This is a genomic window from Streptomyces sp. NPDC057438, from assembly GCF_042802995.1.
Lineage (GTDB): Bacteria > Actinomycetota > Actinomycetes > Streptomycetales > Streptomycetaceae > Streptomyces.
On record NZ_JBHVDD010000029.1, the window covers coordinates 1 to 22158 of the forward strand.

Here is a 22158-nt window from a genome sequence, read left to right on the forward strand (position 1 = left end):
GAACCAGTTGGTTCGGGCCACCCCGGCGGCTTTTCGTACGTGTCGTACGGCGCGTGGTCACGGAGGAGCGGGACAGCGCCCCGAAAGGGGCGCGGGGAACTGCGCGACCAGCCGGCCGCGGATCCCCCGCGGCCGACTGCGCCCAGCACCCCCTACGGCGCTCTCCGTCCGACCGTCCGCTACTCGGCTTCCCGGCGGAGCGAGGGCTTGAGGTCCTTCAGCCGGCCGAGCAGACCGTTCACGAAGGACGGCGAGTCGTCCGTGGAGAACTCCTTCGCCAGCTGCACCATCTCGTCCAGCACCACCGCGTCCGGAGTCGCGTCGACCCAGATCAGCTCGTACGCCCCGAGCCGCAGGATGTTGCGGTCCACGACCGGCATCCGGTCGAGCGTCCACCCCACCGAGTACTGCGCGATCAACTCGTCGATGCGCTTGGCGTGCTCCGCGTAGCCCTCGACCAGCTGCATGGTGTACTCGCTGACCGGAGGCTGCCTGGTGTCGCTGTGGGCGTGCCGGATCCAGTCCGCGAGGACGGTCAGGACGTCGACCCCGCGCTGGTCGCCCTCGAAGAGGATCTGGAAGGCACGCTTACGGGCCGTGTTACGGGCAGCCACGGTTAGCTGTTCACCCGGCCGAGGTAGTCGCTGGTGCGGGTGTCGACCTTGATCTTCTCGCCGGTGGTGATGAAGAGCGGCACCTGGATCTGGTGGCCGGTCTCCAGGGTGGCGGGCTTGGTGCCACCGGTGGAGCGGTCGCCCTGGACGCCCGGCTCGGTCTCCTGGATCACGAGCTCGACGGCGGCCGGCAGCTCGACGAAGAGGACCTCGCCCTCGTGCTGCGCGACGGTGGCGGTGAAGCCCTCGATCAGGAAGTTGGCGGCGTCGCCGACGGCCTTGCGGTCGACCATGAGCTGGTCGTAGGTCTCCATGTCCATGAAGACGAAGTACTCGCCGTCCATGTAGGAGAACTGCATGTCGCGCTTGTCGACAGTGGCCGTCTCGACCTTGACGCCGGCGTTGAACGTCTTGTCGACGACCTTGCCGGAGAGCACGTTCTTGAGCTTGGTGCGCACGAAGGCCGGGCCCTTGCCGGGCTTGACGTGCTGGAACTCGACGACGGACCAGAGCTGGCCGCCTTCGAGCTTGAGCACCAGGCCGTTCTTGAGGTCGTTCGTGGAAGCCACGGTTGCGGAATCTCCTGGACTGACGTGGACGACCCCGGGCCACGCGCCCAGCCGATGAGCTAGAGCGCGAGCAGCTCCTTGGTCGTGATGGTGAGTAGCTCGGGTCCGCCGTCCGCCTCGGGGCGTACGACGAGCGTGTCATCGATCCGGACTCCGCCCCGGCCCGGGAGGTGGACCCCCGGTTCGACGGTGACCGGCACGCAAGCGTCCAGTTTACCCATGGCCGCGGGGGCCAACTGCGGGTCCTCGTCGATTTCGAGTCCGACCCCGTGCCCCGTCATCACCGGCAAGCCCTCTCCGTACCCCGCCGAGTCCAGGACCTGGCGGGCCGCGCGGTCCACGTCACGGTAGGCCGCACCGGGGGTCAGCGCCTCCCGTCCGGCGCGCTGGGCTGCGAAGACCAGGTCGTACAGCTCGATCTGCCAGTCGGCCGGGGAGGTTCCGATCACGAACGTACGGCCGATCTCGCACCGGTAGCCGCGGTAGGTCGCACCGAGACAGACGGAGAGGAAGTCGCCCTCCTCGACCCTGCGATCGGTGGGGCGGTGACCGGGCCGGCCGGAGTTCGGGCCGGCGGCGACGGAGGTGGCGAAGGCCGAGCCGTCGGCGCCGTGGTCGACGAGACGGCGCTCCAGCTCCAGCGCGAGGTGGCGCTCGGTGCGGCCGACGAGGATCGATTCGAGCAGTTCGCCCAGTGCCTGGTCGGCGATCTCAGCGCCGATCCGCAGACAGGAAAGCTCCTCCTCGTCCTTGATCACCCTCAGCTGCTCCACCGCCCCGCCGAGGTCGGCGAGGCGCAGCCGGGGCGCGACGGAGCGGATGGCTCTGTGCCGGGCCATGGTGAGGTGATGCTCCTCCACGGCCAGGCAGTCGGCACCCAGGGCCGTGGCCAGGTCGGCGGCCGCGACCGCCGGATCGCCGCCGGGGCGCGGCAGCACCTGCACGCGTACGGCGTCGTCGGGCCGGCCCTCGCCGATCTCCCCGCTCGGCGGTGCCTCGCAGAGGAGGACGTCCTCGCTCCTGCCGAGCAGCAGCACCGCGCCCCGCGGTGCCGCTCCCGCGAGGTAGCGCACGTTGGCCGGACGGGTCACCAGTGCGGTGGGGCTGCCGCCGGCCTGGCAGCGTTCTCTCAGCCGGGCTCTGCGGGCCGCGTAGACCTCAGACATGTCCCGAGCGTATGAGCTTCGCTGGGCGGGCGCTGGTTGGGCGGGGCCGAGTGGGGGCGCGAGGGTGGGGGTGGGGTGCGGGGTACGTGGGTGGGGCGGGGGGTTGTGTGCCGTCTGCGCGCCGGTGGGGGCTTCTCGCGCAGTTCCCCGCGCCCCCGGCAGGTTGCGGTCGGGCTGTGCGCTGCTGTTCGTCTGGGGTCGTGTGTCGGCTGCGGGCCGGTGGGGATCGTTCGCGCGGTTCCCCGCGCCCCTGACGGGGCGCGGCCGCCGTCGTTCAGGTGGCTACCACTTCGGAGGGCTGGCTATGGATCTGGCCAGGACCTCGTCCAGGACGCGGGCCGTGGCCGGGACGTCGAGTTGGGAGTTGTCGATGATCGGGAGGCCCGAGCCGTACCAGCCCGCCATTCGGCCGTGGATGCGGGCGACCTCCTCGTCGGTGAGGCGGCGGTTGCCCGAGCGCTCGGCGTTGCGTTCCAGGACAATCTCCAGGCCCGGCAGGAGGACGACGGGCAGCAGCCCGGGGCCGACGTGCCGCTTCCAGCCGCCGAGGCCGACGACCGGGCGGTCCGGGAAGACGGCGTCGTCGAGGATGCAGGAGATGCCGTTGGCCAGGAAGTTCCGGGCGGAGAAGCCACACGTACGGCGGGCGAGACGGTACTGCGCCTCGGAGTTGTCGTTCCAGCCGGACTGCGGGTCCGCGAAGCCGGAGCGCACCCACTCGCGCACGTCGTCCAGGCTGATGTGCGCGGTGGGCACCCTGCGGTGGTCCGCCCAGTACTTGGCGACGCTGGTCTTGCCGGCTCCGGCGGGGCCTATGAGCAGGACCGCGAGCGTGGTGCTGGTGACATCGGGCGCGCCGGTGGCGGGCGGCGGCATGGTGACCGGGCCGCCCGGCGGCAGTGGCACGTGTCCGGTGGTGTCGCGTGGGGCCCCGGTCTGCTGCGGCGGCGCCGGCGGGTGCGGATGCCCGGGGCTGCCGGTGAAGCCGGGTGCGGCGGGACCGGGGGGCGCGGCCGGTGGCGGGGCCATGGGTGCGGGCGGGGGTGGCGGCACCGCGGCCGGGTGGCCGCCGGGGGGCACCGGGTGCCCTGGCGGGTGCGTGCCGGGCGCTCCCGGGTGATGGGGGGCCGGGTGTCCCTGCTGGTTCGCGGCCGGCGGCCACGGGGCCGCCGGGTCCTGCCCCGGCCGGTGGGGCGGCGGCAGCGGAGCTCCCACTGCGTCCTGCATCCGGTGCCACTCCGTCTCGTACAGTCACATCGACACTGGCGGGGCGGGGCCTTCCGACCCCGCCCTTACCGAACGGTACCGTCCCCGGCCGTCGTTTGGTGAACGGCCGGGGACAGCCCGAAGTGCCCAAGTGGCCAGGGACACAAGGCGAATCGGGCAAGAGCTGCCCGAGCGGGCGTTACTGGCCCACTTCGCCGTAGGCGGCGAGGAGGATCGCCGGGTCGGGACCCTCCAGGACGGTGGGCTTGGCCAGGCCGTCCAGGACGATGAAGCGGAGCAGGTCGCCCCGGGACTTCTTGTCGACCTTCATCGTCTCCAGGAGCCTCGGCCACTGGTCGTAGCGGTAGTGCAGCGGCAGGCCGACCGATCCCAGGACCGTGCGGTGGCGGTCGGCGGTCGCGTCGTCCAACCGGCCCGCCAGTCGGCCCAGTTCGGCCGCGAAGTGCATGCCCACGGACACGGCCGCGCCGTGCCGCCACTGGTAGCGCTCGTTCTTCTCGATCGCGTGGGCGAGCGTGTGCCCGTAGTTGAGGATCTCGCGGCGGCCGGACTCTTTCAGGTCCCCGGAGACGACCTCGGCCTTGACCCGGATCGACCGCTCGATCAGCTCGGAGGTGTGCGGCCCGGCCGGCGTGCGGGCCGCCTGCGGGTCGGACTCGATCAGGTCCAGGATCACCGGGTCCGCGATGAACCCGGCCTTGATGATCTCGGCGAGCCCGGAGACGTAGTCGTTGACCGGCAGCGAGTCCAGCGCGGCCAGGTCGCACAGCACACCGGCCGGCGGGTGGAAGGAGCCGACCAGGTTCTTGCCCTCGGCGGTGTTGATGCCGGTCTTGCCGCCGACGGCCGCGTCCACCATGGCCAGCACGGTGGTGGGGATGGCGATCCAGCGGACCCCGCGCAGCCAGGTCGCCGCGACGAACCCGGCGAGGTCCGTGGTGGACCCGCCGCCGACGCCGACGATGACGTCGGTGCGGGTGAACCCCGACTGCCCCAGCGCCTTCCAGCAGTACGCGGCGACCTCGGCGGTCTTGGCCTCCTCCGCGTTCGGCACCTGGATGGCGACGGCCTCGAAACCCTGCCCGGCCAGATCGGCCCGCAGCGCCTCTCCGGTGTCCTCCAGCGCCTCCGGGTGGATCACGGCCACCCGCTTGACCCGGTTGCCGATCAACCCGCCCAGCTCACCGAGGAGCTGACGCCCCACCAGAACCTCGTACGGCTCGGTGCCCGCCGTGCCGCCGACCTGGATACGGGTCACTGTCTCGCTCATCAAGATTCCTTCGTGGATACCCCGGCCGACAGAGCAGGGAAAGAACGGACTCCCGTGGAGAAGGGCGAAGAATACCGAAACGCCGTCAGGGCGGTTCGGTGTCGGCAATTTGCTGACCAACACCCTTGACTCACACGGGAACGGATAGAAAGTGACGCATGACACGGCAGGTCAAGCGGGCGTTCAAGTACCGCTTCTACCCCACGGACGAGCAGGCGGCCGAGCTGTCGCGCACGTTCGGCTGTGTCCGCCTCGTGTACAACAAGGCGTTGGAGGATCGCACGCGCGCCTGGTACAGCGAGCAGCGCCGGATCTCCTACGCGCAGTCGTCGGCCGCGCTGACGGAGTGGAAGAAGACCGAGGAACTCGCCTTCCTGACAGAGGTGTCCTCCGTCCCGCTCCAGCAGGCCCTGCGCCACCTTCAGACGGCGTTCGGGAACTTCTTCGCCAAGCGGGCCAAGTACCCGCGCTTCAAGTCGCGCAAGAAGTCCCGCGCGTCGGCCGAGTACACCCGCAGTGCCTTCGCGTGGCGCGATGGCAAGCTGACCCTGGCCAAAATGACACAGCCCCTGGACATCCGTTGGTCGCGCCTTCTCCCGGACCGTGCGCAGCCCACGACAGTGACGATGTCCCACGACAGCTCGGGACGCCGGTTTGTCTCGATGCTCCGGACGTGCGAGTGCGGCGCGGTGCATGACCGCGCCGTGAACGCGGCCCGCAACATCCTGGCCGCCGGGCCAGCGGCGTCCGCCTGTGGAGACGGTGTAAGACCTCAACGGGAGTCCTCCCGGACGGGGCGATCGTCGGCGAAGCAGGAACTTCAGCGGGCGACCGCTGAAACCTCCCGCCGCCAGGCCGGGGGCAAAGTCAAGCTTCCTTCAACTCCAATGCATCCAACGCCGCTCGGGTGACTTCCTCGGGCGTACGGCCGTCGGTGGCGACGACGGCCGTGGCGACCTCCTCGTACAGATACCGCCGGGCGTCCATCAACTCCCGCCACTGCTTGCGGGGGTTGACGGCCAGCAGCGGGCGGGCGGCGTTGAGACCCGTGCGCTTGACCGCCTCCTCGACGTCCATCGAGAGGTAGACGACCCGCTGTCCGGCCAGCAGGGCGCGCGTGTCGGCGTCGAGGATCGCGCCGCCCCCGAGGGCGAGGACGCCGTCGTGCCCGGTCAGCGCGGCGCGCACCGCCTCCTTCTCGATGGCGCGGAAGGCGGGCTCGCCCTCGTCGACGAAGATCTCCGCGATCTCGCGGCCCTGCTCGGCCACGATGTCGTCGTCGGTGTCGCGGTAGGCGACACCGAGCCGTTCGGCGAGCAGCTGTCCGACGGTGGACTTGCCGACGCCCATGGGGCCGACGAGGACGACCAGAGGCACCGGGCTCACCGGATCGCGAGGTGGTCGAGGTAGGAACGGACGTTGCGGGCCGTCTCGGTGACGCTGTCGCCGCCGAACTTCTCGGCCACCGCGTCCGCCAGCACCAGGGCCACCATCGCCTCGGCGACGATGCCGGCGGCCGGCACGGCGGAGACGTCGGAGCGCTGGTGGTGGGCCTGTGTGGCCTCGCCGGTGGTCACGTCCACGGTCTGCAGGGCGCGCGGGACGGTCGCGATGGGCTTCATCGCCGCCCGGACCCGCAGCAGCTCACCCGTGGTGAGACCGCCCTCGGTGCCACCGGAGCGGCCGGAGACGCGCCGGATGCCCTCGGGGGTGTTCACGATCTCGTCGTGCGCCTTGGAGCCCGGCACCCGCGCCAGCTCGAAGCCGTCGCCGATCTCGACGCCCTTGATCGCCTGGATGCCCATCAGCGCGCCGGCGAGGCGGGCGTCCAGCTTGCGGTCCCAGTGCACGTGCGAGCCGAGGCCCACGGGCACGCCGTACGCCAGGATCTCGACGACCCCGCCGAGGGTGTCGCCGTCCTTGTGGGCCTGGTCGATCTCCGCGACCATCGCCTTCGACGCGTCCGCGTCCAGGCAGCGCACGGGGTCCGCGTCCAGCTTCTCCACGTCGGCCGGCGTCGGGTACACACCCTGCGGGGCCTTCGCGGCCGCCAGCTCCACGACGTGGCTGACGATCTCGATGCCGGTCGTCTCCTTGAGGTACGACCGGGCGACGGCTCCGAGGGCGACCCGGGCCGCGGTCTCCCGGGCGGAGGCCCGCTCCAGGATGGGCCGGGCCTCGTCGAAGCCGTACTTCTGCATGCCCGCCAGGTCGGCGTGTCCCGGGCGGGGCCGGGTCAGCGGGGCGTTACGGGCGAGGCCGGCGAGGATCTCCGGGTCGACCGGGTCGGCCGACATGACCTGCTCCCACTTCGGCCACTCCGTGTTGCCCACCATGATCGCCACCGGCGATCCCATGGACAGTCCGTGCCGCACACCGCCGAGGAAGGTGACCTCGTCGCGCTCGAACTTCATCCGCGCACCGCGCCCATAGCCCAGGCGCCGCCGGGCCAGATGGTCCGCCACCAGCTCCGTGGTGATCGGCACGCCGGCGGGAAGACCCTCCAGCGTCGCGACGAGTGCGGGACCGTGGGACTCCCCCGCGGTCAGCCAGCGCAACCTGCTCAACGGTGCTCCTCCATGCTCGCGTCCGGTACTGCGTCGTCCTGCCTGCGTGTACGCGATTCCTCGCGTACGGCGACGGCTACCGGTGCGCGGCCCCGGCCCGCCACCTCCGATCCTCCCACGTCCGGGGCGGGACCCCGGTCGCAGGTCCATCTGGCGGACGGCGCGCACGGCGGTTCCTCGCCGTGGACCGGCCCCTCGGACCCGCCCTTCTCCGCACACGCCCGGACGGCTTCAGCCGCGCTCGGCCAGAGCCCGCTCCCCCGCCCGCCGCATCGCGCTCACCGGAGCCGTCTTGCACCCGGTCATCTGCTCGACCTGCAGCACGGCCTGGTGCACCAGAAGATCGAGCCCGCTGACCACCGCCCCGCCGTACGCGGACCATCGCGCGGCCAGCTCGGTGGGCCACGGGTGGTACAGCACGTCGAACAGCGTCGCCGGCATCTCCGGCACCGCACCGGACAGCACGTCCGTCGCCCCGGCCGGTGTCGTGGCGACGACGAGGGGGGCGCTCAGCCCACGCTCGGCCTCCGACCAGTCCGCCGTACGCACCTCGACGCCCAGCCGCTCGCCCCACTGCCGCATCTCGGCGGCCCGGGCCGCACTGCGGACGTACGCCACGACCTCGCCGGTGCAGATCCGGGCGAGCGCGGCCAGCGCGGAGGAAGCGGTGGCTCCCGCGCCGAGGACGGCCGCCGACTCCACCTGCTCGATGCCGCGCTCGCGCAGCGCGGCGACCATCCCGGGGATGTCGGTGTTGTCGCCGACCCGCCGCCCGTCCTCCGCGAACACCAGCGTGTTTACGGTCTCCACGGAGGCCGCCGTCTCGCTGATCTCGTCCAGCAGCGGAATGACCGCCCGCTTCAACGGCATCGTCAGCGACAGCCCGGCCCACTCCGACCCGAGTCCTTCGACGAACCCGGGCAGCGCCTTTTCGTCGACCTCGAAACGGTCGTACGTCCAGTCGGTGAGCCCGAGTTCGGCGTACGCGGCCCGGTGCAGCACCGGGGACAGCGAGTGGGCGATCGGCGAACCGAGCACGGCGGCCCGGTGCTTGGTGGCGGTGCGGCTCATCTATCCGTTCTGCGCTTCCTCGTACTTCTTGCGGTTCCTGTTGTGTTCTTCGTTGGTCACGGCGAACAGCGTCTCGTCCGCGTTGATCGACACGAAGTAGTACCAGTCGCCCTTCGCCGGCTTGAGCGCCGCCTTGATGGCCACCTCGCCCGGGTTGTCGATCGGGCCGGGCGGCAGACCCTTGATCTTGTAGGTGTTGTACGGGTCGTTGATCTGCCGGAGCGAGTTGACCGAACCCGTGGCCAGCTTGGATTCACCGCGCAGGTAATTGACCGTGGAGTCGAAGTCGAGGAGCCCGTAGGTCTCGGTGTTGTTCTTGTCGAGCCGGTTGTAGACGACCCGGGCGACCTTGAGGAAGTCCCTCTTGTACTTCCCCTCGGCCTGGACGAGGCTCGCCACGGTGAGCACCTGGAGCGGGCTCTCCAGCTTCAGGCCCTTGGCCTTGCCCTCCAGGTCCATCTCCTCGTACTTCGCCTTGGCGAGGTCGACCATTTCCTTCAGGACGGCTTCGGGCTTCATGCCCTTGGCGACCGGGTACGTGGACGGGTAGAGGAATCCTTCCAGCGGATCCTTGATGTCCTTGTTGTCGTTCGCCCAGTCGGGAAGGCCGAGGGTCTCCCACTTCTTCTCGGCGACATCCTGGGTCGTACCCTTGTCAAGACCCAGTTCCTTGTCGATCTGGACGTAAATGTCGTTGTTACGCACACCCTCGGCGACCGTGAAGTTGCTCTGACTTTTCGGATCGAGCATCAGAGCGATAGCGCTTTTGGCGGACATCTCCTTCTTGAGGAGATAAACGCCCGCCTGGATGTCCTTCTCAGGGTTCTGCGCGAGTGCGGCCGTGAAAGCATCAACACTCTTGACGACCCCGGCCGCCTTCAGCTTCTGCCCGATAGCCGATCCGAACTCGCCCTTTTCGACCGTGATCGTCACGGTCTCGTTCGTACCGTTCCCCTCATAGTCGGGGACATCGCCGAAACGGCTCTGGTAGAACTGGTAGCCGAAGTAGCTGACGCCTGCGAAGCCGCCGCCGAAGACCATGACGACCACCAGGCAGGCGCAGCCGCTGCGGCGCTTCTTACCGCCTTTGCCCGGCTTACCGCCCTTGCCTGACTTAACGCCGCGGCCTTTCCGGCCCACCCGGCCCGAGCGTTCCTCTGCCTCTTCCTCGTCGTCGTCACCGCCACCGGCGAAGAACGCGTGCTCGCCCTGGTCCGGCCCGGGGTCCCAGTCCGTCCGCTCGGCGGCCGGCTGCTTCTCGGGTTCGGGGGCGGGCTCCGGGGCGGCCGCGGGAGCGGCCGCCGATTCCGTGCCCCGGCGTGAGGGCGGCTCCGGCGGCGGATACGCGTCCGGCGTGCCGTAGAAGTCCTGTTGGCCCCCGCCGTAGGCCATCGCCTGCTGCTGTGCCCCGTAGGGGTCGGCCGGGTCCGCGACGTAAGGGGCCTGTGTGTGCTGGTGTGTTCCGTTGTTCCAGCCGCCGTCGGTGTGGCCGTACTGCTGCTGGCCATGACCGGGGTACTGCTGATGCTGGTTCTGGCCGGCGTACTGCTGCGCGGGGTCGCCGTACTCCTGCTGGTACTGCTGCTGGGCGTAGGCGTCCTGGTGGCCCTGATGGCCGTTGTTCCAGGCGCCGTTGCCGTTGTCGTACTGCTGCTGGTACTGCTGCTGCTCCGGGTACTGCTGCTGCGGCTGGCCGCCGTACGAGGACTGCCGGCCCTGGGCCTGCTGTCCGTCCCATCCGCCGTCCCCGTACAACGGGTCGTCCGGATGCCACGGTTCGGAGCCTGGGCCCCGGCCATACTCAGTCATCGATCCCCTAGAGCCGCGAGGCGGCGGTCACGCGGGACCTGTGGCCCGGCGTTCGTCCCCGCCTCTTTTTGTGCGGTGGCTGTTCGAAGGCCACCACATCGCGCGGAACGTTACCGTATCGCGATCAGATGACCACTTCGACGCCCTCGCCCGGAGCTTTACCTGACATCCGTTCGGATTCCAGCGCCTGTTGCAGGATGATCACGGCCGCCGCCTGGTCAATGACCGACCTGCCCTTTTTGGATGTCACTCCTGAGGCACGCAGACCTTGACCGGCCGTCACCGTGGTCATCCTCTCGTCGAGGAGTCTGACCGGGACCGGCGCGATCATGCGGGCCAGTTCCTGGGCGAATCCCCGTACCTTGACTGCGGCGGGTCCCTCGCCCCCCTTGAGGGAGCGAGGGAGTCCGACGATTACCTCTATGGGTACGTACTCGTCGACCAGTTGGCTCAATCGCCGCTGGGCTGCGGGAACGTCGCGTCCGGGAACGGTCTCGACCGGGGTGGCGAGGATCCCGTCGGGGTCGCAGGAGGCGACCCCGATGCGGGCGTCGCCGACGTCGAGCGCTAGCCGACGGCCGCGGCGCATGGCCGGGCCGTCGGCTCCGCTCGTGTGATCCGTCGTGCTCACTTGGCCGTCTCGGCGACCAGGCGCTCCACCGCGTCCACGGCCTCGCCGATGGCGGCGGGGTTCTGGCCGCCACCCTGGGCGACGTCCGGCTTGCCGCCACCGCCGCCGCCGAGGGTCTTGGCGGCGGTGCGGACCAGGTCGCCGGCCTTCAGTCCGCGCTCGCGGGCGGCCTCGTTGGTGGCGATGACCGTCAGCGGCTTGCCGTTCACGGCGGTGAAGAGGGCGACCACGGCGGCCCGACCGCCCTGGATGCGTCCGCGCACGTCGAGCACCAGCTTGCGGAGGTCGTCGGCGGTGGTGCCGTCCGGGACCTGACCGGTCACCACGGCGACGCCGGACACGTCCTTGGCGGACTCGGCGAGGCCGGCGGCGGCCTGCAGCACCTTCTCGGCGCGGAACTTCTCGATCTCCTTCTCGGCGTCCTTCAGCTTGCCGAGCATGGCGGAGACCTTCTCCGGGAGCTCCTCCGGACGGCCCTTGATCAGCTCCTGGAGCTGGGCGACGACCGTGTGCTCACGGGCGAGGAAGTTGTAGGCGTCCACGCCGACCAGGGCCTCGATACGGCGCACGCCGGAGCCGATGGAGGACTCGCCGAGCAGCTTGACCAGGCCGAGCTGCGAGGTGTTGTGGACGTGGGTGCCGCCGCACAGCTCCTTGGAGAAGTCGCCGATGGTGACGACACGGACCCGCTCGCCGTACTTCTCGCCGAACTCGGCGATGGCGCCCTGCTTCTTGGCCTCGTCGAGGCTCAGGATCTCCGCGTGGACGTCCAGGTCGCGGGAGAGCACCTCGTTGATCTTCTGCTCGACGTCGGTCATCACGGCCGTCGGAACGGCGGACGGGGAACCGAAGTCGAAGCGGAAGCGGCCGGGCTGGTTCTCGGAACCGGCCTGGGCGGCCGTCGGGCCGAGGGCGTCCCGCAGGGCCTGGTGGGTGAGGTGGGTGGCCGAGTGGGCGCGGGCGATGGCCGTACGGCGACGGCCGTCGATGGAGGCCTGGGCCTTGGCGCCGACGGTCACCTCGCCGACCTGGACGACGCCCTTGTGGACGTACACACCCGGGACCGGCTTCTGGCAGTCGCGGATCTCGATGACGGCACCGGAGTCGACCCTGATCCGGCCGGTGTCGCCGATCTGGCCGCCGCCCTCGGCGTAGAACGGGGTGCGGTCGAGGACGATCTCGACCTCGTCGCCCTCGGTGGCGGCGGGCGAGGAGAGCCCGTCGACGAGGATGCCGACGACCGTGGACTCCCCCTCGGTGTCCGAGTAGCCGATGAACTCCGTCTCCCCGGCGGCGTCGGCGATCTCGCGGTAGGCGCCGAGGTCGGCGTGGCCGGTCTTCTTGGCGCGGGCGTCGGCCTTGGCGCGGTCCCGCTGCTCCTTCATCAGGCGGCGGAAGCCGTCCTCGTCCACGGACAGGCCCTGCTCGGCGGCCATCTCCAGGGTGAGGTCGATCGGGAAGCCCCAGGTGTCGTGGAGCAGGAAGGCCTTGTCGCCGGCGAGGACCTGGCCACCTGAGGCCTTGGTCTCCGTCACGGCGGTGTCGAGGATGTTCGTGCCGGCCTTCAGCGTCTTGAGGAAGGCGTTCTCCTCGGCGAGGGCGACCTTCTCGATGCGCTCACGGTCGGTGATGAGCTCGGGGTACTGCTGGCCCATCATGCCGATGACGACTTCGATGAGGTCCTTGACGACCGGGCCGGTGGCACCGAGCAGCCGCATGTTGCGGATGGCGCGGCGCATGATGCGGCGCAGGACGTAGCCACGGCCCTCGTTGCCGGGGGTGACGCCGTCGCCGATGAGCATCACGGCGGTGCGGATGTGGTCGGTGACCACGCGCAGGGAGACGTCGGAGTCCTTGGCGTTGCCGTACGAGACACCGGTGAGCTCGGTGGCCTTGTCGATGACCGCCATGGAGGTGTCGATCTCGTACATGTTCTGCACGCCCTGCAGAATCATGGCGAGGCGTTCCAGGCCAAGGCCCGTGTCGATGTTCTTGCTGGGCAGCTCGCCGAGGATCTCGAAGTCCTCCTTGGAGGTGCCCTCGCCGCGCTCGTACTGCATGAAGACCAGGTTCCAGATCTCCACGTAGCGCTCGTCGTTGACGGCCGGGCCGCCCTCGACGCCGAACTCCGGGCCGCGGTCGTAGTTGATCTCGGAACACGGGCCGCACGGGCCGGGCACACCCATCGACCAGAAGTTGGGGCCCATGCCCAGGCGCTGGATGCGCTCCTTGGGCACGCCGATCTGCTCGTGCCAGATGCGCTCGGCCTCGTCGTCGTCCTTGTAGACGGTGATCCAGAGCTTCTCCGGCTCCAGGCCGTAACCACCCTTGTCCTGGGGGCTGGTGAGCAGCTCCCAGGCGTGCTTGATGGCGCCTTCCTTGAAGTAGTCGCCGAAGGAGAAGTTGCCGCACATCTGGAAGAACGTGCCGTGCCGGGTGGTCTTGCCGACCTCTTCGATGTCCGGTGTGCGGACACACTTCTGCACGCTGGTGGCGCGGGAGAAGGAGGGCTTGACCTCACCGAGGAAGTACGGCTTGAAAGGAACCATGCCGGCGTTGACCAGGAGCAGAGTCGGGTCGTCCGCGATGAGCGACGCCGAAGGGACAACGGTGTGACCGCGCTCCTCGAAGAAGCTCAACCAGCGGCGACGAATCTCGGCCGACTCCATCAGTGGTCCTCATTCCGGTTGTACGGGTACGACGAGCTGTCGACGTACCTCGGATTCCTGCTGTACTTCGGGGTGTTGCTGTTCTCGATGGCGACGACATGCCTCGGGGCGGGCAGCTCCGGGTAGCTGTCGGGGTTGGCCTCGATGCCGAGGGCCTCGCCCAGTTCGGCCTCCCGCTGGGCCATGTGGCCGCGGACGTCGAGCGCGAAGCCGATCGCCCGGTCCTTGAGCTTGTGGCCGGCCTCGACCGCCTTGTGCGCGGCCTGGCCCGCCAGGTGCTCCGGGGTGAGCTGCTTGAGCTTGCGGTTGACCTTGGTGGTGGCCCACACTCCGGCGGCGACCCCTGTGGTGAACCAGAACGTACGACGGAACATCGCTCGGTCAGTCCTTCTTTCCACGGGTGTCACGCCTGCTCCGGCGGGGGCCCGCGACAGTGCGTCCCACGATCACGGTACGACGTCGCTCCTCGGCGGGCTCGCCCTCCCGGCGGCCGCCCATGGCCCGGCGTACGCCGTAGCCGAAGGCGGCGACCTTGACGAGGGGGCCGCCGAAGGTGGACGCGACGGTCGTGGAGAGCGCCGAGGCGTTCGACGTGACCTCCTGGACGTCCGACGCGATGGCGTCGACCCGCTCGATCTGGGTCTGCGCGGAACGGACCGCGGTGGACGCGTCGGCGAGGAGGGGGACGGCCTGGTCGGTCACGTCCGCGACGAGCTTGGTGGTCGCCTTGAGCGTCTGGGCCAGCCTCGCCAGCGCGACGGCGAGGAAGGAGACCAGGATCGCCCAGAAGACGGCCACCAGGATCCCGGCCACCTCTCCACCGGACACTGTCTGCACCCGCTCCCTGGAACATGCCTGAACGTCGAAAACTCGTGTCCCGAGCCTATCGCGCCGCAGCGATCGCTCAGTACCGCATTAATGCCTATCCGGCACGCCCGCGGTGCCACCCCGCCGCGGGAAGGCGAGAGCCCGCCGCCCCGCCCGCCACAGAGGGCGGGGGGACGACGGGCTGACGCTCGGTGCGTGTGTCCTACGACCGTCGAAGACCCTGGGAAGGGATCAGCGGGCGTAGTACTCGACGACGAGCTGCTCGTCGCAGATGACCGGAACTTCCTTGCGGTTCGGCTCGCGGTCCAGGCGGAACGCCAGGGCCTTGAGGTTCACCTGCAGGTAGCGGGGGGTCTCACCGTCCGCGGCGAAGCCACCCTCGCGGGCGACCTCGAACAGCGGCTTCTGACGGCTGCGCTCACGGACCATGACGACGTCGTCCGGCTTGACGCGGAAGGACGGCTTGTCGACCTTGTGGCCGTTGACCTCGATGTGGCCGTGGACGACCATCTGGCGGGCCTGGTAGATCGTGCGGGCGATGCCCGAACGCAGGACCAGCGCGTCGAGACGGCGCTCGAGCTCGATGATCAGGGCCTCACCGGTCTTGCCCTGGACCTTGGAGGCACGCTCGTAGGCGCGGACGAGCTGACGCTCGGACACGTCGTACTGCGCGCGCAGACGCTGCTTCTCCAGCAGACGGACCTTGTAGTCCGAGTTCTGCTTGCGGCCACGGCCGTGCTCACCCGGCGGGTAGGGGCGGGCCTCGAAGTACTTGACGGCCTTCGGGGTCAGCGCGATGCCGAGGGCACGCGACTTCTTGACCTTGGGGCGGGACTGGTTCGCCACTTCTTTTCCTTTTCCTTCAATTCGGCTGCCTCAGGGTTACGGGAGGTCGCATCCGCAGCCGGGGAATCCCGTCAGGTCCGCTAGGGACATGCCGGGTAGCCGCTCCCCTGGTCTGGGCACATACGTGCAGCACACGAACGGCCCACCGACCGGTCCCGGAACTCCGAGTGGTGGTGGGCTGCCCGCGACACCTACGACGGTGCGCGACGCTCCTGGATCGTGAAGATCCGGCTGGATGTCCCGCCTGAGGCGCCGACCGGAGCCGGACACGGGACGCAGCACTGGGAGGAGTCTACAGGGGCTTCAGGACTGCTTCCGACCGAGGTTCTTCCTGGTCCACTCCACCGCGTCGGCGTACCGGGCCTCGGCTCCGTGCCTGGTCGGGGCGTAGTACTCCCGCCCCTGGATCTCGTCCGGCGCGTACTGCTGGGCGGCGATCCCTTCGGGGAGGTCGTGCGGGTACACGTAGCCCTGGGCGTGCCCGAGCTTGGCCGCGCCCTTGTAGTGCCCGTCCCGCAGGTGCGGGGGCACGGGACCGGCCAGGCCCTTGCGTACGTCCTCCATCGCGGCGCCGATGGCCGTCGTAGCGGCGTTCGACTTCGGGGCCAGGGCGAGGGCGATGGTGGCGTGGCTGAGGGTGAGCGCGGCCTCGGGGAAGCCGATCATGGCGACGGCCTGGGCGGCGGCGACGGCTATGGGCAGGGCGTTGGGATCGGCCAGGCCGATGTCCTCGCTGGCGGAGATCATCAGGCGGCGGGCGATGAACCGGGGATCCTCACCGGCTTCGATCATCCTGGCCAGGTAGTGCAGCGCGGCGTCCACGTCCGAACCCCGGATGGATTTGATCAGGGCGCTGGCCACGTCGTAGTGCTGGTCGCCGTCGCGGTCGTACTTCACGGCGGCGCGGTCGACGGTCTCCTCCAGTGTCTGGAGACCGATCTCCCCCTCTCCCTTGTCGAGGGCCGCGCCGGCCGCGGCCTCCAGGGCGGTCAGGGCGCGGCGGGCGTCGCCGCCGGCGATCCGCAGGAGGTGCGCCTCGGTGTCCTCGGGGAGGGTGACGGCGCCCTTCAGACCGCGCTCGTCGGTCAGCGCGCGCCGCAGCAGGCCGCTCAGGTCGTCGTCGGTGAGGGGTTCGAGCGTGAGGAGGAGGGAGCGGGACAGCAGGGGGGAGATCACGGAGAAGTACGGGTTCTCCGTGGTCGCCGCGATCAGGGTGACCCAGCGGTTCTCGACGGCGGGGAGGAGGGAGTCCTGCTGGGCCTTGCTGAAGCGGTGGATCTCGTCGAGGAAGAGGACGGTCTCCTTGCCGAAGCCGCCGGTGGCGCGGCGGGCGCCCTCGATGACCGCGCGGACCTCCTTGACTCCCGCGGTGATCGCGGAGAGCTCCACGAAACGCTTGTTCGTGGCCTTGGAGACCACGTACGCCAGGGTCGTCTTGCCGGTGCCGGGCGGGCCCCAGAGGATCACCGAGGAGGGGCCGGCCGGTCCGCCTCCGGACTCGCCGACCAGTCGGCGCAGGGGCGAGCCGGGCTTGAGCAGATGCTGCTGGCCCACGACCTCGTCCAGGGTGCGCGGGCGCATCCGTACGGCCAGGGGGCTGGCGGCCGGGTCCTTCTCCTGGCGTTCTTCGGCTGCGGCGGTGAACAGATCGGGCTCCACACGGAAAACCCTATGTCACGCCACTGACAACCCGGCCCCGGCGGCCGCCCCCGGCAGGAGCAGCCGTCAGCTGGTCCAGAAGTCCCACCAGCGGGTCAGGATCAGCATGCCGATGATGCCGATGTGCATCACGGGCAGGACCCAGGTGAACTCGCCGAAGAAGCCCTTCAGCCAGCCGGGAGCGGGCAGGAAGCCGTTGCGGATGTTGGAGGACGTGACGTACCAGAACATCAGGATCGTGGCGGCCCAGGCGAGGCAGCACCACAGGCAGAGCGAGTTGATGTTGTACAGGGACTGGTACTGCAGCCAGGTCACGAAGCCGACGCCGAAGGCGGTGCCCGCGTTGAAGGTCAGCCAGTACCAGCGCGGGTAGGTGGCGCGGGCGAGCAGGCTCACGCCGACGCAGATGACGATGCCGTACGCGACGAGCCCGAGCATCGGGTTGGGGAACCCGAAGACGGAGGCCTGGGCGCTCTTCATGATGTTGCCGCAGGAGACCACCGGGTTGAGGCTGCAGCCCGGCGTGAAGCTCGGGTCCTCCAGCAGCTTGAACTTGTCGATCGTGATGACCCAGGACGCGAGCAGCCCGGCCGCGCCGGTGATCAGCAGCAGGATCGCGAAGGCACGGCTGCCGCCCACCGTGCGCGGGGCGTCGGTGCGTTCGCGATCGGTGGTCGAGACGTCCCTGACTGTCGTCTTGCTCATCACGTCGATTCCGTCGATTCCAAAGCGTCGAAGGGGCCGCTGGGGCACGGTCATTGTGCCGTACACCCTCGCGCCCGGACCGTTCGCAGGACGTAAAAGTCGCCCCTGCCACCCGTACAGGGTGGCAGGGGCGACAAGGGTTCGACTCAGCCGAGCCGGGCCTCCAGCTCGGCCACGATCTCGTTCACGCCGACGGCGACCTGCTCACCGGACTCCATGTCCTTGAGCTGGACGACACCCTCGGCGAGGTCGCGCTCCCCGGCGACGACCGTGTAGCGCGCGCCGCTGCGGTTGGCGTTCTTCATCGCGCCCTTGAGGCCCTTGCCGCCGTAGGCGAAGTCGGCCGCGATGCCCACCTTGCGCAGTTCGGTGACCTTGGCGAACAGCAGGCGGCGGGCCTCCTCGCCGAGCGGTACCGCATACACGCTGGTGGCGGCGGGGAGTTCGAGCTCGACGCCCTCCGCCTCCAGGGCGAGGACGGTCCGGTCGACGCCGAGGGCCCAGCCGACGGACGGCAGGGCGGGGCCGCCGATCATCTCGGAGAGGCCGTCGTAGCGGCCGCCGCCGCCCACCGCGGACTGGGAGCCGAGACCGTCGTGGACGAACTCGAAGGTCGTCCGGGTGTAGTAGTCGAGGCCGCGCACCAGCTTGAGGTCGTCCTCGAAGGCGACGCCCGCCGCCGTGATCAGCTCGCGCACCTCCTCGTGGTACGCCTTGCAGGCGTCGCAGAGGTGGTCGCGCAGCAGGGGGGCGTCCCCGAGCTGCTTCTGGACCGACTCGCGCTTGTCGTCGAGGACGCGCAGCGGGTTGATCTCCGCGCGGCGCAGGGTCTCCTCGTCGAGGTCGAGTCCGCGCAGGAAGTTCTGGAGCGCCTCGCGGTAGACCGGCCGGCACTCCTTGTCGCCCAGGCTGTTGAGCAGGATGCGGAAGTTCCTGAGTCCCAGCGAGCGGTACGCCTGGTCGGCCAGGATGATCAACTCGGCGTCCAGGGCCGGGTCCTCGGCACCGATCGCCTCGGCGCCGACCTGGGAGAAGTGGCGGTAACGGCCCTTCTGGGGGCGTTCGTAGCGGTAGTACGAGCCGGAGTACCAGAGCTTGACGGGGAGGTTGCCGGTCTTGTGGAGGTTGGCCTCCAGGGCCGCGCGCAGCACGGAGGCGGTGCCCTCGGGGCGCAGGGCCAGCCGGTCGCCGCCCTTGGTCTCGAAGGCGTACATCTCCTTGGTCACGATGTCGGTGGACTCACCGACACCGCGTGCGAACAGTTCGACGCTCTCGAAGCCGGGCGTCTCGATGTAGCCGTAGCCGGAGTCGCGCAGCGGGGCGGCGATGGCCTCGCGGACGGCCAGGTACTTGGCGCTGTCCGGGGGCAGCAGGTCGTACGTGCCCTTGGGGGCCTGAAAGGTGCTCACGGAAGGTCTCTCGTCACATTCCTCGTCGGGGAGGGGTCGTCGGACCCGCTCCCTGGCCGCCGGCGGCCACCTGCCGCAGATACGGATTGGTGGCGCGCTCCTGGCCGATGGTCGTCTGGGGGCCGTGGCCGGACAGCACCACGGTCGAGTCGTCGAGCGGCAGGCACACGCGGGCCAGCGAGTCGAGCATCTCGGCCATGTCACCGCCGGGCAGGTCGGTGCGTCCGATGGAGCCGGCGAACAGCAGATCCCCGGAGAAGAACACGGACGGGATCTCCGGGTTCTCGGGCATCCGGAAGGTCACCGACCCCTTGGTATGGCCCGGCGCGTGCGAGACCGCCAGTTCCAGACCGGCCAGCTCCAGCTTCGCGCCGTCGGTCAGCTCCCTGACGTCACCGGGCTCGCCCACGGTCAGCTCGCCCATGAGCGGCATGCCGATGGATCGGCCGAGCGCCTTCTCGGGGTCGCTCATCATGTACCGGTCCTCGGGGTGGATCCAGGCCGGCACGTCGTGCGCGCCGCACACCGGGACGACCGAGGCCACATGGTCGATGTGGCCATGGGTGAGGACGACGGCGACGGGCTTGAGCCGATGCTTCCTCAGCGTCTCCTCGACTCCCTGGGTGGCCTGGTGGCCCGGGTCGATGATCACGCACTCCTCACCGGCGGCGGGGGCGACCAGATAACAGTTGGTCCCCCAGGCCCCGGCGGGGAACCCGGCAATGAGCACGATCGTCCTTCTTGTGGCCTACGAGGGTGGTGGGTTGCTGTGGATCAGAGCCTACCGGCGCTGCCGTTTCCTCAGCGAACCCATATACGGTACGGGTCACACGCAATCAGTCGACTCGACGGACGCGCGACACCTGTCGGCGGACGAGACGTATGAGGAGAGAACCCCGTGGTCAGCCAGGATCAGCGGCGGCGTCAGCTCGCCCGGGAGAAGTTCTTGCGGCAGCAGCAGCGGCGTACGTCCGCGCGACGCAAGGCCCATGTCCGCAACGCCGTGATCGCCTCGGTGCTCGGTGTGATCCTGGTGGGCAGCGTCGCGCTGTACACGACCGACGTACTGAAGGGCGACGACAAGAAGGACAACGCGGGCGCGGAGGTGTCGCAGAGCCCCTCGGCCAGCCCCAGCAAGGCGCCGGATCCGTGCGAGAAGCCGGCCGCGGGCAAGGTGGAGAAGCTCACCTTCAAGAAGGAACCCGCGATCACGATCGACAAGACCGCGACGTACACGATGGATCTGCGGACGACCTGCGGTTCCATCCCCATAACGATGGACGCGGCGAAGGCCCCGCACACGGTCAACTCGTTCGACTTCCTGGTGAACAAGGGCTACCTGGACCACACCAAGTGCCACCGTCTGACGACGCAGGGCATCTACGTGCTGCAGTGCGGTGACCCGCAGGGCACCGGCATGGGCGGCCCCGGCTACACGATCCCGGACGAGAACCTCAAGGACCCGCGTCTGAAGGGCGACACGTACCCGGCGGGCACGGTCGCGATGGCCAACCAGTTCAACGCGCAGACCGGCGAGGGCAAGAACAGCGGCGGCAGCCAGTTCTTCCTCGTGTTCCAGGACAGTCCGCTGCCGGCCAACTACACGCCGTTCGGCACGATCTCCAAGGCCGGGATGAAGGTCCTGTCGAAGATCGCCAAGGCCGGGGAGAACACCGGCATGGGCGATGGGACGCCCAACGCGACCGTCGTGATCAACAAGGCGACTGTCAAGAAGTCCTGACCCCCGTCGGTGAAATTTCGGTCGCGCGGGATGCGGACAGGCAACCCGCCGGTCGCCTATGTTGGCCGTGACGAAACTGTGGACGATGCCCGGGGGCGCTGAGGCCCCTAGCAGGCATCATGTGGAGGAGGCGCTGTGAGCAGCGACCCGTGGGGCCGCGTCGACGAGACGGGGACCGTGTACGTGCGTACGGCCGACGGCGAGCAGGTCGTCGGTTCCTGGCAGGCCGGCTCCCCCGAGGAAGCGCTGGCCTACTTCGAGCGCAAGTACGAGGGCCTGGTCGTCGAAATCGGCCTCCTCGAGAAGCGAGTGAAGACCACCGATCTGTCGGCGAAGGACGCTCAGGTCGCGATCGACCACATTCGCGAGCAGGTGGACGCGCATCACGCCGTCGGTGACCTGGACGCGCTGAAGGTCCGGCTGGACAAGCTCGTCGAGACGGTCGACGCGCGCCGCGAGGAGCGCAAGCAGCAGCGGGCGAAGCAGTCCGACGAGGCCCGGCACGCCAAGGAGGCCCTGGTCACCGAGGCGGAGGAGCTGGCCCAGTCCGACCAGTGGCGCTCCGCCGGTGAGCGGCTGCGGGCGCTGGTGGACACCTGGAAGGGGCTGCCCCGGCTGGACCGCAAGTCCGACGACGAGCTCTGGCACCGCTTCTCGCACGCCCGCTCGGCGTTCTCCAAGCGTCGCAAGGCCCACTTCGCGCAGCTCGACGCACAGCGCGAGGACGCCCGCAAGACCAAGGAGAAGCTGGTCGCGGAGGCCGAGAGTCTGTCGAACTCGACCGACTGGGGTCCCACGGCGGCGCGCTACCGCGAGCTGATGGCCGACTGGAAGGCGGCGGGCCGCGCCCAGCGCGAGCACGAGGACGATCTGTGGAACCGCTTCCGCGGGGCCCAGGACGTCTTCTTCGCCGCCCGCAGCTCGGTGTTCGCCGAGCGGGACGCGGAGCAGTCGGAGAACCTGAAGCTCAAGGAGGAGCTGGCCGGGGAGGCGGAGAAGATCCTGCCGGTGACCGACCTGAAGACGGCGCGTGCCGCCTTCCGCTCGCTCAACGAGCGCTGGGAGGCCATCGGCCATGTCCCGCGCGACGCCCGCCCCAAGGTCGAGGGCCGGATGCACGCCGTCGAGCGGGCCATCCAGGAGGCCGAGGAGGCGGAGTGGCGCCGGACCAACCCGGAGGCCCGTGCCCGCGCGGCCGGTCTCACGGGCCAGCTGCAGGCCGCCGTGGACAAGCTGCGCGGCCAGATCGAGGCGGCCCGCGCCCAGGGCAACAGCGCCAAGGCCGACAAGCTCCAGCGTGAGCTGGACGGCCGTCAGGCCCTGCTGGACCAGGCGTTGAAGGGTCTGCAGGAGTTCGGCGGCTGACGCTTCCCGCGA

General features: G+C 69.7%; 21 protein-coding genes. 3 read left to right on the forward strand and 18 right to left on the reverse strand.

Going from position 1 to position 22158, the window contains the following annotated elements:
• Nucleotides 1-179 precede the first annotated feature (179 nt).
• From nusB to aroB, 5 genes are all read right to left on the reverse strand, one after another.
• A complete protein-coding gene (gene nusB, locus ACFU5F_RS18055; RefSeq protein ID WP_383887950.1) occupies nt 180-614 on the reverse strand; it encodes a transcription antitermination factor NusB in 435 nt (144 codons plus the stop codon).
• 2 nt (nt 615-616) lie between these two features.
• Entirely contained in the window at nt 617-1183 is a 567-nt protein-coding gene (efp, locus tag ACFU5F_RS18060; RefSeq protein ID WP_033532566.1) for an elongation factor P, read from the reverse strand.
• 59 nt (nt 1184-1242) lie between these two features.
• Nucleotides 1243-2349: a M24 family metallopeptidase gene (locus ACFU5F_RS18065; RefSeq protein ID WP_383887952.1), complete on the reverse strand. Its 1107-nt coding sequence runs from the start codon at nt 2347-2349 to the stop codon at nt 1243-1245.
• A 282-nt stretch (nt 2350-2631) separates the two neighbouring features.
• Nucleotides 2632-3576: an AAA family ATPase gene (locus ACFU5F_RS18070; protein ID WP_383887954.1), complete on the reverse strand. Its 945-nt coding sequence runs from the start codon at nt 3574-3576 to the stop codon at nt 2632-2634.
• A 178-nt stretch (nt 3577-3754) separates the two neighbouring features.
• Nucleotides 3755-4846, reverse strand: coding sequence for a 3-dehydroquinate synthase (aroB, locus tag ACFU5F_RS18075; RefSeq protein ID WP_383887956.1), 1092 nt, complete (start codon nt 4844-4846; stop codon nt 3755-3757).
• Between the two features lie 158 nt (nt 4847-5004).
• Here aroB and ACFU5F_RS18080 point away from each other — a divergent pair, with 158 nt between their 5' ends.
• The gene (locus ACFU5F_RS18080; protein ID WP_383887958.1) at nt 5005-5757 is read left to right on the forward strand and encodes an RNA-guided endonuclease InsQ/TnpB family protein; all 753 of its coding nucleotides are present in this window, start codon (nt 5005-5007) and stop codon (nt 5755-5757) included.
• Here ACFU5F_RS18080 and ACFU5F_RS18085 read toward each other — a convergent pair.
• The 13 genes from ACFU5F_RS18085 to ACFU5F_RS18145 all read right to left on the reverse strand — a co-directional run bounded on the left by ACFU5F_RS18085 (nt 5714) and on the right by ACFU5F_RS18145 (nt 19770).
• Nucleotides 5714-6196, reverse strand: a complete 483-nt coding sequence (locus ACFU5F_RS18085) for a shikimate kinase (protein WP_383888081.1) — start codon at nt 6194-6196, stop codon at nt 5714-5716. The genes ACFU5F_RS18080 and ACFU5F_RS18085 overlap by 44 nt on opposite strands.
• Before the next feature lie 32 nt (nt 6197-6228).
• Nucleotides 6229-7413: a chorismate synthase gene (aroC, locus tag ACFU5F_RS18090; RefSeq protein ID WP_275459683.1), complete on the reverse strand. Its 1185-nt coding sequence runs from the start codon at nt 7411-7413 to the stop codon at nt 6229-6231.
• Nucleotides 7414-7644: 231 nt separating this feature from the next.
• Entirely contained in the window at nt 7645-8484 is an 840-nt protein-coding gene (locus tag ACFU5F_RS18095) for a shikimate dehydrogenase (RefSeq protein ID WP_383887960.1), read from the reverse strand.
• Entirely contained in the window at nt 8485-10293 is a 1809-nt protein-coding gene (gene mltG / locus ACFU5F_RS18100; protein WP_383887962.1) for an endolytic transglycosylase MltG, read from the reverse strand. It abuts the gene before it with no gap.
• A 124-nt stretch (nt 10294-10417) separates the two neighbouring features.
• The gene (ruvX, locus tag ACFU5F_RS18105) at nt 10418-10882 is read right to left on the reverse strand and encodes a Holliday junction resolvase RuvX (RefSeq protein WP_383888083.1); all 465 of its coding nucleotides are present in this window, start codon (nt 10880-10882) and stop codon (nt 10418-10420) included.
• A 38-nt stretch (nt 10883-10920) separates the two neighbouring features.
• On the reverse strand, nt 10921-13593 hold the full coding sequence (alaS, locus tag ACFU5F_RS18110) for an alanine--tRNA ligase (protein ID WP_383887964.1): 2673 nt from the start codon (nt 13591-13593) through the stop codon (nt 10921-10923).
• Nucleotides 13593-13967: a hypothetical protein gene (locus ACFU5F_RS18115; RefSeq protein ID WP_383887966.1), complete on the reverse strand. Its 375-nt coding sequence runs from the start codon at nt 13965-13967 to the stop codon at nt 13593-13595. Before ACFU5F_RS18115 ends, alaS begins: the two co-directional genes overlap by 1 nt.
• A gap of 7 nt (nt 13968-13974) precedes the next feature.
• Nucleotides 13975-14421 (reverse strand): DUF948 domain-containing protein, encoded by a 447-nt coding sequence (locus ACFU5F_RS18120; protein WP_275460637.1) that lies wholly within the window; start codon nt 14419-14421, stop codon nt 13975-13977.
• Nucleotides 14422-14652: 231 nt separating this feature from the next.
• Nucleotides 14653-15267 (reverse strand): 30S ribosomal protein S4, encoded by a 615-nt coding sequence (gene rpsD / locus ACFU5F_RS18125; protein ID WP_005485453.1) that lies wholly within the window; start codon nt 15265-15267, stop codon nt 14653-14655.
• A 303-nt stretch (nt 15268-15570) separates the two neighbouring features.
• A complete protein-coding gene (locus tag ACFU5F_RS18130; protein ID WP_383887968.1) occupies nt 15571-16926 on the reverse strand; it encodes a replication-associated recombination protein A in 1356 nt (451 codons plus the stop codon).
• 66 nt (nt 16927-16992) lie between these two features.
• Complete coding sequence (locus tag ACFU5F_RS18135) at nt 16993-17631, reverse strand: vitamin K epoxide reductase family protein (RefSeq protein ID WP_383887970.1); 639 nt, start codon at nt 17629-17631, stop codon at nt 16993-16995.
• A 146-nt stretch (nt 17632-17777) separates the two neighbouring features.
• Nucleotides 17778-19040 (reverse strand): histidine--tRNA ligase, encoded by a 1263-nt coding sequence (gene hisS, locus ACFU5F_RS18140; RefSeq protein WP_383887972.1) that lies wholly within the window; start codon nt 19038-19040, stop codon nt 17778-17780.
• 13 nt (nt 19041-19053) lie between these two features.
• The gene (locus ACFU5F_RS18145) at nt 19054-19770 is read right to left on the reverse strand and encodes an MBL fold metallo-hydrolase (RefSeq protein WP_383887974.1); all 717 of its coding nucleotides are present in this window, start codon (nt 19768-19770) and stop codon (nt 19054-19056) included.
• Between the two features lie 168 nt (nt 19771-19938).
• On the opposite strand from ACFU5F_RS18145, the gene ACFU5F_RS18150 reads away from it, so the two are divergent.
• Nucleotides 19939-20781, forward strand: coding sequence for a peptidylprolyl isomerase (locus ACFU5F_RS18150; protein ID WP_383887976.1), 843 nt, complete (start codon nt 19939-19941; stop codon nt 20779-20781).
• Between the two features lie 135 nt (nt 20782-20916).
• Nucleotides 20917-22146 carry a DUF349 domain-containing protein gene (locus tag ACFU5F_RS18155; protein WP_383887978.1) on the forward strand — a complete coding sequence of 410 codons (1230 nt, stop codon included), beginning with the start codon at nt 20917-20919 and terminating at the stop codon, nt 22144-22146.
• Nucleotides 22147-22158 lie beyond the last annotated feature (12 nt).

Bases quoted from the DNA above. Each gene is read 5' to 3' on its own strand.
- ACFU5F_RS18065 (WP_383887952.1), bottom strand. From the start codon at position 2,349: ATGTCTGAGGTCTACGCGGCCCGCAGAGCCCGGCTGAGAGAACGCTGC.
- ACFU5F_RS18070 (WP_383887954.1), bottom strand. From the start codon at position 3,576: ATGCAGGACGCAGTGGGAGCTCCGCTGCCGCCGCCCCACCGGCCGGGG.
- aroB (WP_383887956.1), bottom strand. From the start codon at position 4,846: ATGAGCGAGACAGTGACCCGTATCCAGGTCGGCGGCACGGCGGGCACC.
- ACFU5F_RS18080 (WP_383887958.1), top strand. From the start codon at position 5,005: ATGACACGGCAGGTCAAGCGGGCGTTCAAGTACCGCTTCTACCCCACG.
- ACFU5F_RS18085 (WP_383888081.1), bottom strand. From the start codon at position 6,196: ATGGGCGTCGGCAAGTCCACCGTCGGACAGCTGCTCGCCGAACGGCTC.
- ACFU5F_RS18095 (WP_383887960.1), bottom strand. From the start codon at position 8,484: ATGAGCCGCACCGCCACCAAGCACCGGGCCGCCGTGCTCGGTTCGCCG.
- mltG (WP_383887962.1), bottom strand. From the start codon at position 10,293: ATGACTGAGTATGGCCGGGGCCCAGGCTCCGAACCGTGGCATCCGGAC.
- ruvX (WP_383888083.1), bottom strand. From the start codon at position 10,882: ATGCGCCGCGGCCGTCGGCTAGCGCTCGACGTCGGCGACGCCCGCATC.
- alaS (WP_383887964.1), bottom strand. From the start codon at position 13,593: ATGGAGTCGGCCGAGATTCGTCGCCGCTGGTTGAGCTTCTTCGAGGAG.
- ACFU5F_RS18115 (WP_383887966.1), bottom strand. From the start codon at position 13,967: ATGTTCCGTCGTACGTTCTGGTTCACCACAGGGGTCGCCGCCGGAGTG.
- ACFU5F_RS18135 (WP_383887970.1), bottom strand. From the start codon at position 17,631: ATGAGCAAGACGACAGTCAGGGACGTCTCGACCACCGATCGCGAACGC.